The organism is Massilia sp. METH4, assembly GCF_037094685.1.
GTDB lineage: Bacteria > Pseudomonadota > Gammaproteobacteria > Burkholderiales > Burkholderiaceae_D > Rugamonas.
Genome location: NZ_CP146614.1, coordinates 6,846,628 through 6,860,104, shown reverse-complemented (window position 1 = coordinate 6,860,104; position 13,477 = coordinate 6,846,628). Strand labels below are relative to the sequence as shown.

Below are 13,477 nucleotides of genomic sequence, written 5' to 3'. Positions count from 1 at the left end.
GTTTTGGTGTCGGACACCATTTCCGGAAAGAGCCCCGGAAATGGTGTGCGACACCAGCGACGGCGGTGGTTTTCTAGAAAAACCCTTCCCGATGATCCCGCATCGGGTCCGGCCCCGCCATCATCTCCCTGACCTTGCCATCCCGGCTGAAGTGGATGTGCATCATGGAATCCCACACACCCGACTGTTTATAGCGGTAGCTCCACACCTCCAGCTCGCGCCGCGACAGGTAGGAAGTCTCGGCCGGGTGCCCGAACGTATGCAGGATCGACGTCTTGTCGTCCACGCCCAGTTTCACGCCGGCGAATTTTTCGTCGGTCAGCACCTGTTCATACGAGCGCAGCCGGCCGTCGGCGCCGTAGCGGGCCATCCAGGTGTACTGGCCGAAGGCGCCGGCGCCGTACTCGTCGATCGTTTCGCCGCCAGTGGTGAAGCGGGCGCTGGGCTGGCCCAGGCGCGCCTGCACCGCGGCCATCGGCTCGCCCGGCTGCGGCGGCGGCCCGAATGCGCAGCCGGCCAGCAGCAGGGCCGAGGCGGCGCCGAGAATTGTCGGAATGATCAGCTTTTTCATCATGCCCCCATGATACGTTGAATAATTCTAGACAGAAGGCGGTACACGCCGCGCGAATTCCGTTATACTTGCGGGCCTGTCCTTTCGGGCAGGCATATTCATTTATCGTAATTCACGATGTGCAGGGTCCCGTACTCCGCATATCGCATGTGAAAGGTGCATCATGACTGTAGAAAACATCAACAAGGCCGCGATCATCGCGGACAACGCACGTGGCCAGAACGACACGGGCTCCCCGGAAGTGCAAGTTGCGCTGCTGACCGCACGCATCAACGAGCTGAACAGCCACTTCAAGGAGCACACCAAGGATCACCACTCCCGTCGTGGCCTGATCAAGATGGTCAACCGTCGTAAGAGCCTGCTGGCTTACCTGAAGGACAAGGATGCCAACCGCTACCGCGACCTGATCGCCAAGCTCGGCCTGCGTAAGTAATCTTTGCGGCACCGGTTTTAGCCAAATGCCTGCGCCAGTTCGCTGTCGCGGGCATTTTGTCTTTTTGGAGTGTTAAAAAATTTCCAACTGGAATTAACACTTTGGCGAGCAGTAGAGCAGCGAAATAGTAGAGCAATAAGGTGGCGGGCATCAGCCGGTCGCCTGTGGTGAGGTGAACGACAGCGCCTGAAAATCTGTCGGCAAATAGAAAGGGATTACCCATGTTTAACAAAGTTACGAAAACCTTCCAGTACGGCCAACATACCGTGACCCTGGAAACCGGCGAGATCGCTCGCCAGGCCTCGGGCGCGGTCATGGTGTCGATGGACGACACCGTCGTGCTGGCGACCGTGGTGGCGCGCAAGGATGCGAAGCCCGGCCAGGATTTCTTCCCGCTGACGGTCGACTACATTGAAAAGACCTATGCAGCCGGCAAGATTCCCGGTGGCTTCTTCAAGCGCGAAGGCCGTCCGTCGGAGAAGGAGACGCTGACGTCCCGCCTGATCGACCGGCCGATCCGCCCGTTGTTCCCGGAAGGTTACATGAACGAGGTGCAGGTCATCATCCACGTTCTGTCGGTTAATCCCGAAATCGACCCGGACATCGCTTCGATGATCGGCGCGTCCGCCGCCCTGTGCGTGGCCGGCGTGCCGTTCAACGGCCCGATCGGCGCCGCCCGTGTGGGTTACGCCAACGGCCAGTACATCCTGAACCCGACCACGACCCAGTTGAAAACGTCCGAGATGGACCTGGTGGTGGCCGGTACCGAAACCGCCGTGCTGATGGTGGAATCGGAAGCCAAGCAACTGTCGGAAGAAGTAATGCTGGGCGGCGTGGTGTACGGCCACGAGCAGATGAAGGCCGTCATCGACGCGATCCACGAACTGGTGGAAGAAGGCGGCAAGCCGGAAATGGAATGGGTCCCGCCCGCCAAGAACGAGCCGCTGATCGCCAAGGTCGCGCAGTTCGCCGAAGCCAAGATCAACGCGGCTTACCAGATCAAGGTCAAGCAGTCCCGCCAGGAAGCCCTGCGCGCGATGCACGATCAGGTGATCGCCGACCTGGCAGCCGATGCGGCGGCCAACGGCGTCGAGGCACCGGATTCGGTCGAAGTGGGCAATATCCTGTTCGACATGGAAGCCAAGGTCGTGCGTTCGCAGATCCTGAACGGCGAGCCGCGCATTGACGGCCGCGACACCCGCACGGTGCGCCCGATCGCGATCCGCACTTCGGTGCTGCCGCGTACCCACGGTTCGGCACTGTTCACGCGCGGCGAAACGCAGGCGCTGGTCGTGGCGACGCTGGGCACCGCTCGCGATTCCCAGAAGATCGACGCGCTGATGGGCGAGTATACCGACGACTTCATGCTTCACTACAACATGCCGCCGTTCGCCACCGGTGAAACGGGCCGCGTGGGCACGCCGAAGCGTCGCGAAGTGGGTCACGGCCGCCTGGCCAAGCGCGCCCTGGTTGCCGCGCTGCCTTCGCCGGAAGAGTTCAGCTACTCCGTGCGCCTGGTCTCCGAGATCACCGAATCGAACGGTTCCTCGTCGATGGCTTCCGTCTGCGGCGGCTGCCTGGCGCTGATGGATGCCGGCGTGCCGATGAAGGCGCACGTGGCCGGCATCGCCATGGGCCTGATCAAGGAAGGCGGCAAGTTCGCCGTGCTGTCCGACATCCTGGGTGACGAAGACCACCTGGGCGACATGGACTTCAAGGTGGCCGGCACCGCCAACGGCATCACGGCGCTGCAGATGGACATCAAGATCCAGGGCATCACCAAGGAAATCATGCAGGTCGCGCTGGCTCAGGCCAAGGAAGGCCGCCAGCATATCTTGGGCGAGATGCAGAAGGCGATGCCGCACGTGAAGACGGAACTGTCCGACTTCGCGCCGCGCCTCATCACCATCAAGATCAACCCCGAGAAGATCCGCGACGTGATCGGCAAGGGCGGCGCGGTGATCCGCGCGCTGACCGAGGAAACCGGCACGCAGATCGACATCACCGACGAAGGCATCGTCACCATCGCCTCCGTCGATGCCGCCGCCGGCCAGGAAGCCAAGCGCCGCATCGAAGAGCTGACCGCATCGGTCGAAGTGGGCAAGACCTACGACGGTACCGTGCTCAAGCTGCTGGACTTCGGCGCGATCGTGCAAGTCATGCCGGGCAAGGATGGCCTGCTGCACATCTCGCAGATTGCCAACGAGCGCGTGAACGCCGTGGCCGACTACCTGAAGGAAGGCCAGCAGGTGCGCGTGAAAGTCCTGGAAACGGACGATCGCGGCCGCCTGAAGCTGTCCATGAAGGCTGCCGCGGAAGAAGGCGCGGCTGCCAAGTAAGCACCGTTCGCTTCAGCGATGAAAACCGCCGTGCGCAAGCCCGGCGGTTTTTTTTTTAGAGTATTGCCACAGCATCGCGCCGGCGAAAGCCGCTATGCTCCGTTCCGGTCCAACTTACCGGGAGCATCACGATGAGCAAAGCACTTCGCCTCTCCGAAAAATGGTTCCAGCGCGGCTTGTGGATCGTCGCGCTGCTGTTCGCCGGCTTCCTGATCGGCCTTGGCGGCAAGGTGGTCGACAACCTGAATCTGGTCGAGGAACCGATCGAACTGGTCCAGTTCATCGATCCCGCCAAACTGGCGGCGGTCCACGAAACGATCCGCGCCACCGACCGCAGGGAAGAGGATGCCCGCAAGGCCCTCGAACAGGCGGAGCAGCAGCATCGCGTGACCAAGGCGAACACGGAATCGGCGCGCGACACCTTCAACAACTGGCTCTCGACCCGCCACGCGACGGCGCGCCCCGACCAGGACCCCGAGCTCATCGCGCGCACGCGCCAGCTCGACGACCTGGCGGCAAGGGAGCGCAAGGCGCTGGGCGAAGTGGAACAGCAGCAGCAGGTGCGCCTGAATGCGCGCCAGGCGAGCGAGGCTGCCTACGAACAGTTGCATGCGCTGGAACGCGCGGCGCAGGCGCCCCTCGAAAAAGCCCAGCACCTGCGCGAGCTGCGCATCTTCGCCTACCGCCTGGCCCTGACCTTGCCCCTGCTGTTGGCAGCAGGCTGGCTGTGGAAGCACAAGCGCAAGAGCACGTGGTGGCCCTTCGTGTGGGGCTTCATCTTCTTCGCGCTGTTTGCCTTCTTCGTCGAACTCGTGCCTTACCTGCCGAGCTATGGCGGCTATGTCCGCTACGTGGTCGGTATCCTGCTCACGGTGGTCGTCGGCCGGCAAGCCATCCTCGGCCTGCAGCGCTACCTGGAGCGGCAAAAGGCGGCCGAGGCGCTGCCCGACACGCAGCGCCGCGAGAACCTGGGCTACGACATCGCCATGGCGCGCATGGCCAAGAGCGTGTGCCCCGGCTGCGAGCGCCAGGTGGACTTGAAGGACACGAAAATCGACTTTTGCCCGCACTGCGGGATCGGGCTGTTCAACCGATGCGTGGCTTGCGAGGCGCGCAAGAATGCGTTCACGCGGTTTTGCTATGCCTGCGGGACACAGGCCGCCGCACCCAAGGCATGAACGCGGCACAAGCACCACGACCAGTGTTGTAAAAAATCGGGGACTGTCCCCGTTGGGGAAGCGCCACACAAAGTGTTGTAAAAATTTGGGGACTGTCCCCAAATTCTTACAACGGTGATTGGGCGATTACTGCCAGGCCAGCTGCGCGGCCGAGTGCGCGACGGCAGGGCGCTTGAGCGGCGCGGCGGCGTGGCCCGATGCCTGCTGTTCCAGCCGGAACACGCTCACCGTCTCCTCCAGCGTGGCGGCCTGTTCCTGCAGGGCGCCCGCGGCGGCGGCGGCTTCCTCGACCAGGGCGGCGTTCTGCTGCGTCACCTGGTCCATCTGTGTGACGGCATCGTTGATCAGGTCGATGCCCGAGCTTTGCTCGGACGTGGCGGACATGATTTCCGTCATGATGCCCGCCACGCGGGCGATGCTCGTCACGATCTCGTTCATCGTCGTGCCGGCCTGGCCGACGAGGGTGGAACCCGCTTCCACGCTGGCTACCGAGTTGTCGATCAACTCCTTGATTTCCTTGGCGGCGGCGGCCGAGCGCTGGGCCAGCGTGCGCACTTCGCTGGCCACGACGGCGAAGCCGCGCCCCTGCTCGCCGGCACGCGCCGCTTCCACGGCGGCATTCAGCGCCAGGATATTGGTCTGGAAGGCGATGCCGTCGATGACGGCGATGATGTCCTCGATCTTCTTCGACGACGTGGTGATGGCACCCATCGTATCGACGACCCGGGCCACGATCTGGCCGCCCTGTTGCGCTACCTGCGACGCGGTGGCGGCCATGTCGCTGGCCTGGCGCGCGTTGTCGGCGTTCTGGCGCACGGTCGACGTCAGCTCTTCCAGCGACGACGCGGTTTCCTCCAGGCTGGCCGCCTGCTGTTCGGTGCGGCGCGACAGGTCGAGGTTGCCGTCGGCGATTTCGTTGCTGGCCACGGCGATCGAGCTGCTGCCTTCGCGCACGGTGCGCACCGTGTCGGCGAGCTTTTGCTGCATGGTGGCCAGGCCCTTCATCAGCGTGCCCATTTCGTCATGGCGCTTCACGTCGACGCGGCGCGACAGGTCGCCGGCGGACATCGCGTCGAAGTGTTCGAGCGCTTCGCGCAGCGGGCCCATGATGGCGCGCACCAGGGTCACGCAAGCGACCACGATCAGTGCGATGCCGGCGATGATGGCGCCGATGGACAGGGCCATCACGGTGCCGTACAGGCGCTGGCTCGCTTCGAAGCTGTGCTTCGCGGTGGCGAGCTGGTAGTCGTCGAGCTTGTCCGACGCGTCGCTGTAGGCGGAGTACAGCGCCTGCATGTCCTTCATCACGATCTGGTCGATGCGCGCGGCGTCCTTGGCGAGAAGCGCCTGCTCCAGCGCGTGCAGGCCATTGTCGACCAACGCCTTGCGCGTGGCGCCCACCTTGTCAGACAGCGCTTTTTCTTCCGCATCCTGTTCGAGGGACAGGTAACGCTGCCACGCCTCGTCCGACTTGGCCAGGAAGTCGTTGGCGCGCTTGAGCAGCGCCGGCACGTCCGGCGAATCGGGGTGGAACACCGCACGGTCGTGCACCAGGCGCGCACGCGTCAGCAACAGCTTGGAATCGGAGGTGGCCTGCGACGAGACCAGCTGGTTGCTGTAGGTCTCCTCGAGGGCTGCATTGACGGAGCGGATGCCGTAGACGCCCGTGCCGCCGGTGATGGCGATCAGGAAACCCAGGACGGCCATCGTGGCGATCAGGCGGGTACGGATGGTGAGACGGTTCAACATGATGATTCCGTGAGTGAGCAGGGCGGACGAGCCCCGGCGATATCGGGCCGCGTATATAGCGGGCGGATGCGCGGGGAGATGGGCGCGGATGCTGCCGGAATGTGCGTCGAGCTGGGCAGGGAGAGGGGCGGGAGGTTGGGCCGTCTCGTTCCGGGAGCGAAGGCCACAACCTTAGCATGGCTGTTGACGTAACGCAACATTAAGTGAGCTTGCGCACCGGTAGTGTTGCGTGCCTGCTTAAAAGTTAGCCAGCCGACAAGCAGTGCGGGCTAGCGGCATGCTTATTTGCCGGTGTAGCTCACGCGATAGATCCTGCCCGCGTGGTCGTCCGAGATCAGCATCGCGCCGTCGTCGGCGATGGCGATGTCGACCGGCCGGCCGCTCACGTCGTCGCCCTGCAGGAAGCCGTCGATGAACGTGGTGGTCGACACTTCCTGGTTACCCAGCAGCGTGACGAGGCTGACCTTGTAGCCGATCTTCTGCGTGCGGTTCCACGAGCCGTGCTCTGCCACGAACACCTGGTTGCGGTACTGGGCCGGGAACTGGGTACCTGTGTAGAATGCCAGGCCCAGCGGCGCCACGTGCGGTCCCAGCTTGGCCACCGGCGGCGTGAACTGCGCACAGCTGCGTCCGGCGCCGAATTTCGGGTCCGGCACCACGCCGCCATGGCAGTAGGGGAAGCCGAAGTGCATGCCGGTCTTGGGTGCCACGTTCAGTTCGCACGAAGGATTGTTGTCGCCCATCTCGTCCGGGCCGTTATCGGTGAACCACAGGTCCTTCGTCACCGGGTGCCAGGCGAAGCCCACCGTGTTGCGGATGCCGTTGGCCACCATCTCCCACCCGGAGCCGTCGGGATTCATGCGCCAGATCTTCGAATACACTTCGTCATCGCGGTCGCAGGTGTTGCAGGGCGAGCCGACCGGGATGTACAGCTTGCCGTCCGGGCCGGCCTTGATGATCTTCTCGCCATGCCATTTATCGTCCGGCAGGTCGTCCTTCACCACCTTGTAGGCCGGCTGGCTCGCGTAGGTCTTGTCGATCGCGTCGAAGCGGATCACGCGGCCGATCTCGGCCACGTACAGGGCGCCGTTCAGCAAGGTCACGCCGATCGGGTTTTCCAGGCCCTGGGCGATCGTCACCACCTTGTCGGCCTTCTTGTCGCCGTTCTCGTCGACCACGGCGTACACCTTGCCCGCCTTGCGCGAGCCCACGTAGACGATGCCGCTGGGGGAAACCGCCATCGAGCGTGCGGTTTCCACGTTCTCGGCGTAGACGGAGATCGCGAAGCCCTTCGGCAGCGTCAGGCGCGACAGGCCGTCACCGGCGTTTGCCGGCACGGTTTTAGGTTGCGCTACCAGGGCGGGTGCGGAAGCGGCCTTGCGGCCACCCGGCGCTACATAGGCCGCAAGCGCGGCGATCTGTGTCTTGTCCAGCGTGCCTTCCCAGCCCGGCATGCCCTTGTCCGGCAAGCCCTTGGCGATGATCTTAGCCAGGTTGGCCGTCGTGGGCGCGCCGTTCCCCCAGGTGTTGTCCGCCAGGCTGGGCGCTGTCGCGCCTTCCAGTTTCACGCCGTGGCAGGCGGCGCAATTGTTCTGGTACAGTCGGGCGGCGTCCACGGGCGGCGCGGCGTGCGCGGCGCCGGCCATGGCCAGCATGAGGGGCAGGGCGTACTTCATCGATTACTCCGGTCGGGTTGGCAATCCCGCCATCATAATCTCAAGCCGCGTTGACCTCTAGTACCCCGAATCAGAGATTCATTGAACAAATTCGACGAGAATCGCCCCGATGCTGCGTTGAAAATGCCCGGAAAGGCCCCGGCCTTACTGGACATGTCCGCCTTGCCTCGAGACGATTTCGCCAGATTTGTAATCAACGAACTTCTGATTCAGGACACTGGCAGCAGTCGTTCGATATCCGCAAGAGACGGCGGGCTGGCGCCGGCGCCGAGGCAGGCCGCGGCGCCGGACGCGACGGCGAAGTGCAGATGTTCCTGCGGCGAGCGCCGCGGCGCGGCCAGCTGGCTCCAGGCGAAGCCGGCGATGCTGGCGTCTCCGGCGCCTACCGTGTCGGCCACCTGCACGGGCACGGCCGGTGCATGCCATGCGCCGTCGGGCGCGTGCAGCGACGCCCCGCGTTCGCCGCGGGTGTACAGGTACTGCGCTGCCGGGTTGAAGCCGCGCAGCGTCGCGAACGCCGCCTCGATGTCGTCGGTGCGGAACAGGCCGGCCAGGTCTTCGTCGGAGACCTTCACCACGTCGGCCAGCGCCGTCATCGCGCGCAGCGTCGCGTCGTAGCGCTCGTCCATCAACAGGCGCCAGTTCGGATCGTAGCTGATGCGGATGCCGGCCTGCTTCGCCTCCCGTGCCAGCTCCAGCAGCCGGTCGGCCAGCGGCCGGCGCGCCAGGCTGATGCCGCCGAAGTGTATCCAGCGGCAATGGGCACGCCACCCCTCGGGCAGGGCGCGCGGGTCGAAGTGCAGGTCGGCGCTGTCGTCGCCCACGAAGAAATAGCTGGGTGGCGACAAGCGGTGCACGATCGCCAGCAGCGGCGATTTGTCCAGCCGCTGCAGGAAACGCGCATCGAGGCCGGACGCCATCGACGCTTCCCACAGCGCGTCGCCGAACACGTCGCGGCTGATGGCACCGGCGAAGGCCGTCGGTACGCCCAGCTTCGCCATGGCGCGCGCCACGTTCCACGTCGAGCCGCCGGTGCGCGATGTCCATTGCGTGCCGGCGGCGCCCTGCACGATCAGGTCCGTGAGCGCCTCGCCGGCGGAAATGAAGACTGGTTCGCTCACGCCAGTACCCCCAGCACTTCGTAGCAGGCGCCCATCGTGTGGTAGTCCGTCTTGCCGGCCGGGCTTTTCTCGTCGGTCAGCTTGGCATTGTCCGGCGCCAGGATGCGGTACCACGCGCCGTGCTCATGGTCGACGAAATGTTCCCAGCTGTACTGCCAGATGCGGTCGTACCAGTCCCAGTAGCGCTGCTCGCCGGTGCGCGCGGCCAGCAGGGCGGCGGCGGCGAAGCTCTCGGCCTGTACCCAGAAATACTTGTGGGCGTCGCAGATCGAGCCGTCCGGCGCGAAACCGTAGTGGATGCCGCCATGCTTCTCGTCCCAGGCCCGCGCCAGCGCGGCGTCGAAGAAGTGCGCCGCGCGCCCGGGCAGCCAGTCCGGCGGGCCGGCCAGTTTGTCCGCGTGGCGTTCAAGGATCAGCAGCAGCTTGGCCCATTCGGTGAGGTGGCCCGGCTGGTAGCCCCACGGACGGAAGATGTTGGTGCTGTCGTGGCGGTTGTAGTCGGCATCCACCGACCAGTCTTCCTTGTAGTGTTCCCATACCAGGTCGTCCGCCAGGCTTGCCTGCCGCAGCGCGATATTGCGTGCCAGCGTTTCGGCGCGGTGCAGGTAGCGCAGTTCGCCCGTTGCGTCGTAGGCCGCCAGCATGGCTTCGCACGAGTGCATGTTCGCGTTCTGCCCGCGATACGGCGCCACCTGCCAGTCGGCCGAGGCTTCGTCGGCGTACAGCCCATGCTCCGCTTCCCAGAAGCGCCGTTCCATCAGCTCGTACGTCTCTTCCAGCCAGCCGCGCGCTTCCTCCACGCCAGCCAGCAGCGCATGGGCATACGCCAGCACCACGAACGCCAGACCGTAGCAATGATTGGTCGGATCCGTGACGGTCTTCACGCCGTCGCGCCAGTCCAGCTCCCAGGCGTAGCCGCCGCTGGCCGGGTCGCGGTGCACGTCGCGCAGGAAGGCCAGGCCATGGCGCACGCGCCGCAGGTCCGCCTCGTCGTGGAAGTGGCGGTAGGCCATTGCGTAGTTGAACACGAAGCGCGTGCTGCTGACCAGGTGCCGGGTATGCGCGTCGTAAACCGTGCCGTCGTCCTTGTAGAAGTGGTAGAAGCCGCCGCTCGGGTCCGTCGAGCGCGGGTCGTAGAAGTTGCGCGTGTCGCGGATATGCCGCAGCAGGGTTTCGCGGGAATGGAAATCTGGTAACATGAATTGTCCGTTTCAGGGTTCTTTCGCGGCCGCCGCCATTGTTAATGCCCGAGCGTTCCTGCCCGAGCGCTCCTGCCTGGCACGTGCCAGCGAAAATCGTTTGTTGATTTGCCTGCCGCCGCTCGCACGGTGGCACTGGCCTGTTGATCCGGCCACTTGTCACTTGGCCGGTCGATCCGGCTGCTCGTTTCTTCACTAGTCGATGCGACGGTCCGTCACCTGGCCGGTCGATCCGGCCGCTCGCTACTTCACCTGTCGATCCGGCCATCGTTTTCCAGGCGCGTACCTGCCCCGCGCGGCCATCGTCCGCGCTGTCCATCGTCGATAGTGCGGGGCTCGTGGCGGTCGTGGTCCCCCTTCAGCAAACGGTGCTGGCGCGCACCACCAGTTCGACCGGGGAGGTTTTCTCGACCACTTCCTCGGTGCGCCCGCCCAGCAGCAGTTCCACGCCCATCGCCCCCAGTTCCTTCTTGTTGATGCGCAGCGTCGTCAGCGGGCGGTGGCCCAGCACCGCGGTCGAGATATCGTCGAAGCCCACGATCGCCACGTCGTGCGGCACCTTGAGGCCCTTGGCGAGGCAGCAGCGCATCGCCACCAGGGCGGCGCTGTCGTTGTAGCAGAACACGGCGTCCGGCGGCTTCGGCAGGGCGAGCAGGCTTTCCATTGCTTCCCATGCGCCCTGTTCGAGGTCCACGCCGTCCGGCAGCGGGGCTTCCAGCCGTGGATCGGCCAGGATGCCGGCATCGAACAGCGCCTGGCGGTAGCCACGTGCCCGCTCGCGGATGCTGTAGTGCGACAGCGAGCCGCAGATGAACCCGACGCGCTCGCGGCCCCGCTCGATCAGGTGCCTCGTGGCCAGGTACCCGCCCATCATATTGTCCGGATTGACGGAGCTGTAGCCGCGCAGCTTCATGTCGATCAGCACGATCGGCTTGCCGGTGCCCCGCAAGGCGGTCAGCAGCTCCGGCTCGAAGAAACCGGCGCACACGATCGCGTCGGGGGCATGCATGCGCAGCTGGTCCACCAGGCCATCGGCCGGGCCGACCGCCATGAATGACAGCACGATGCCCTGCTTGCGGCAGGCTTCCTCGGCGCCGTGCAGCACCGGCGAGTAGAACGGGCTGCTGGCGGCCGTGTTGTGCTGGCGGTGCAGCAGGAAGGTGAGGCGCCGCAGCCGCTTCGGGCGCAGCTTGCAGAAGTCGTAGCCCAGGTCGCGCGCCGTCTCCAGCACCATCTGGCGCGTCACCTCCGTCAAGCCCGGTTCATTCTTCAGGGCCCGCGAGATCGTTCCCGCCGAGACGCCGGCGGCGCGTGCGATGTCGCGGATCGTGACGCCGCCCTGCGCGGCGGTGGCGGCCCTCATCGACGGCCGCCCGCTGGAAGTTTGCTCATGGATCGCCTCCGTTATGGTCGAACGGTGCCTGCCTGCCGTTCTTTATGGGCACAGTCTTGCACAGCCGTGCGCGCATGGTCAAACGGCGGCCCCTCGATGCCCGCCAGTTTAGTCGCATTTACTAAACACGCTGACCAACCCGGCAACACCCCGCCCCGGCATCGGGGAAAGGGCCGCAGGGCCTGTTTAGTGAACGCCGCTAAACTGGGCCCGTTTCGCCGATCGCGTTTGACCGGCCGGGGGTGCTTAGGGAGAATCGTTGCCATAACAACACCCGGCACGGCCGGCACAACCAGGAGACGATCGATGGCACAGATGTCACCCGCGGCCCTTGCGCCGCAGGGCAGCGCCCCGGCGCAGCCGCAGCAAACCTTCCCGCTCGTGGTGATCACGGTCCTGTTCTTCATGTGGGGTTTGCTCACATCGCTGAACGACGTGCTGATCCCGCATCTGAAGTCCGTCTACACCCTCAACTACGTGCAGGCGATGCTGGTGCAGTTCTGCTTCTTCGGCGCGTATTTCATCGTGTCGCTGCCGGCCGGCGCGCTGATCCGGCGCATCGGCTACAAGCGCGGCGCGGTGGCCGGCCTGGTGGTGGCGGCGCTGGGCTGCGCGCTGTTCTACCCGGCCGCCATCAGCGGCTACGCGCTGTTCCTGTTCGCCTTCTTCGTACTGGCGGCCGGGATTACGGTGCTGCAGGTGGCGGCCAACCCGTTCGTGACGGTCCTTGGCCCGCCGGCCACCGCATCGAGCCGGCTGACGCTGACCCAGGCGTTCAACTCTCTGGGCACGGCCATCGCCCCCGCCCTGGGTGGGTTGCTGATCCTGGAAGGGGCGCAGGCTGGCGTCGACGTATCGCAACTGACTAGCGCCGCCCTCGAACAATACCGGCTGCTGGAAGCGGCGGCGGTGCAAGGCCCCTACCTGGCGCTGGCGGGGGCGCTGCTGGCGCTGGCCGTGCTGTTCGCCATCGTCAAGCTGCCGTCGATCACGCATGCCGGCGATACGCCCCAGGCGGTACACGCCTCGGTGCTGCGGCACCGCCACCTGGTGCTCGGGGCGATCGGCATCTTCCTGTACGTGGGCGGCGAGGTAGCCATCGGCAGCTTCCTGATCAATTTCATCGGCGAACCGCAGATCCTTGGTCTCGACCACGGCGCGGCGGCGAAATACGTCAGCTACTACTGGACGGCCGCCATGGTCGGCCGCTTCATCGGCTTCGTCGTGATGCGCCATGTCAGCCCCGGCAAGGCGCTGGCGTTCAATGCCGCCGCCAGCATCGTGCTGCTGCTGGTGGCGATCTTCGGTTCGGGCGCGACGGCGATGTGGGCAACGATCGCGGTGGGGCTGTTCAATTCCATCATGTTCCCCACGATCTTCAGCATGGCGCTGCACCGGCTGGGCGCGCAGACGGGGCAGGGCTCCGGCATCCTGTGCATGGCCATCGTCGGCGGCGCCATCGTGCCCTTCGTGCAAGGCGCGCTGGCGGACGCGATCGGGCTGCAATGGTCGTTCTTCGTGCCGGCCGCCTGCTACGTGTTCATCCTGTATTTCGGCATCCGCTACGCAGGCATGTACGTGGAAAAGTAAGACCGGCGCGGGACTCATGAAGCACCACGCAGCACTACTGCTGGCGATGGGGCCGCCCCATGCCTGGCTGCCCACCCCCAGCCCTGGCTGGACAAGAACCTGGAGCCGGACCCGCGCCGGCCACGAAGGCGCCGGATGACCGGCGAAGCGCGCGCCACCGGCGGGGGCCACGAGGTGAAGCCGGCACGACGAAGGACACACCGCAACGATTCAACTGCCTGCCCGCGT

General features: G+C 65.3%; 10 protein-coding genes. 4 read left to right on the top strand and 6 right to left on the bottom strand.

Annotated features, from left to right (window positions below; translation table 11 throughout):
* Positions 1-73: 73 nt before the first annotated feature.
* Positions 74-574, bottom strand: coding sequence for a hypothetical protein (locus V6Z91_RS29820; RefSeq protein WP_338764898.1), 501 nt, complete (start codon positions 572-574; stop codon positions 74-76).
* Between the two features lie 160 nt (positions 575-734).
* Here V6Z91_RS29820 and rpsO point away from each other — a divergent pair, with 160 nt between their 5' ends.
* The 3 genes from rpsO to V6Z91_RS29805 all read left to right on the top strand — a co-directional run bounded on the left by rpsO (position 735) and on the right by V6Z91_RS29805 (position 4,521).
* Positions 735-1,004, top strand: coding sequence for a 30S ribosomal protein S15 (rpsO, locus tag V6Z91_RS29815; RefSeq protein ID WP_338764895.1), 270 nt, complete (start codon positions 735-737; stop codon positions 1,002-1,004).
* Positions 1,005-1,225: 221 nt separating this feature from the next.
* A complete protein-coding gene (gene pnp, locus V6Z91_RS29810; RefSeq protein WP_338764892.1) occupies positions 1,226-3,343 on the top strand; it encodes a polyribonucleotide nucleotidyltransferase in 2,118 nt (705 codons plus the stop codon).
* Positions 3,344-3,474: 131 nt separating this feature from the next.
* Entirely contained in the window at positions 3,475-4,521 is a 1,047-nt protein-coding gene (locus V6Z91_RS29805; RefSeq protein ID WP_338764889.1) for a zinc ribbon domain-containing protein, read from the top strand.
* Between the two features lie 126 nt (positions 4,522-4,647).
* Here the strand turns inward: V6Z91_RS29805 and V6Z91_RS29800 are convergent, their stop codons facing one another.
* The 5 genes from V6Z91_RS29800 to V6Z91_RS29780 all read right to left on the bottom strand — a co-directional run bounded on the left by V6Z91_RS29800 (position 4,648) and on the right by V6Z91_RS29780 (position 11,629).
* The gene (locus V6Z91_RS29800; RefSeq protein WP_338764886.1) at positions 4,648-6,270 is read right to left on the bottom strand and encodes a methyl-accepting chemotaxis protein; all 1,623 of its coding nucleotides are present in this window, start codon (positions 6,268-6,270) and stop codon (positions 4,648-4,650) included.
* A 281-nt stretch (positions 6,271-6,551) separates the two neighbouring features.
* The gene (locus tag V6Z91_RS29795; protein ID WP_338764883.1) at positions 6,552-7,946 is read right to left on the bottom strand and encodes a c-type cytochrome; all 1,395 of its coding nucleotides are present in this window, start codon (positions 7,944-7,946) and stop codon (positions 6,552-6,554) included.
* A 209-nt stretch (positions 7,947-8,155) separates the two neighbouring features.
* Complete coding sequence (locus V6Z91_RS29790; protein ID WP_338764880.1) at positions 8,156-9,067, bottom strand: carbohydrate kinase; 912 nt, start codon at positions 9,065-9,067, stop codon at positions 8,156-8,158.
* Entirely contained in the window at positions 9,064-10,266 is a 1,203-nt protein-coding gene (locus V6Z91_RS29785) for an AGE family epimerase/isomerase (protein ID WP_338764877.1), read from the bottom strand. Before V6Z91_RS29785 ends, V6Z91_RS29790 begins: the two co-directional genes overlap by 4 nt.
* A gap of 358 nt (positions 10,267-10,624) precedes the next feature.
* A complete protein-coding gene (locus V6Z91_RS29780; protein ID WP_338764875.1) occupies positions 10,625-11,629 on the bottom strand; it encodes a LacI family DNA-binding transcriptional regulator in 1,005 nt (334 codons plus the stop codon).
* Between the two features lie 345 nt (positions 11,630-11,974).
* Between V6Z91_RS29780 and V6Z91_RS29775 the strand changes: the two genes are divergently transcribed.
* Positions 11,975-13,249: a sugar MFS transporter gene (locus tag V6Z91_RS29775; protein ID WP_338772118.1), complete on the top strand. Its 1,275-nt coding sequence runs from the start codon at positions 11,975-11,977 to the stop codon at positions 13,247-13,249.
* Positions 13,250-13,477 lie beyond the last annotated feature (228 nt).

Bases quoted from the DNA above. Each gene is read 5' to 3' on its own strand.
- V6Z91_RS29820 (WP_338764898.1), bottom strand. From the start codon at position 574: ATGATGAAAAAGCTGATCATTCCGACAATTCTCGGCGCCGCCTCGGCC.
- rpsO (WP_338764895.1), top strand. From the start codon at position 735: ATGACTGTAGAAAACATCAACAAGGCCGCGATCATCGCGGACAACGCA.
- pnp (WP_338764892.1), top strand. From the start codon at position 1,226: ATGTTTAACAAAGTTACGAAAACCTTCCAGTACGGCCAACATACCGTG.
- V6Z91_RS29805 (WP_338764889.1), top strand. From the start codon at position 3,475: ATGAGCAAAGCACTTCGCCTCTCCGAAAAATGGTTCCAGCGCGGCTTG.
- V6Z91_RS29800 (WP_338764886.1), bottom strand. From the start codon at position 6,270: ATGTTGAACCGTCTCACCATCCGTACCCGCCTGATCGCCACGATGGCC.
- V6Z91_RS29795 (WP_338764883.1), bottom strand. From the start codon at position 7,946: ATGAAGTACGCCCTGCCCCTCATGCTGGCCATGGCCGGCGCCGCGCAC.
- V6Z91_RS29785 (WP_338764877.1), bottom strand. From the start codon at position 10,266: ATGTTACCAGATTTCCATTCCCGCGAAACCCTGCTGCGGCATATCCGC.
- V6Z91_RS29780 (WP_338764875.1), bottom strand. From the start codon at position 11,629: ATGAGGGCCGCCACCGCCGCGCAGGGCGGCGTCACGATCCGCGACATC.
- V6Z91_RS29775 (WP_338772118.1), top strand. From the start codon at position 11,975: ATGTCACCCGCGGCCCTTGCGCCGCAGGGCAGCGCCCCGGCGCAGCCG.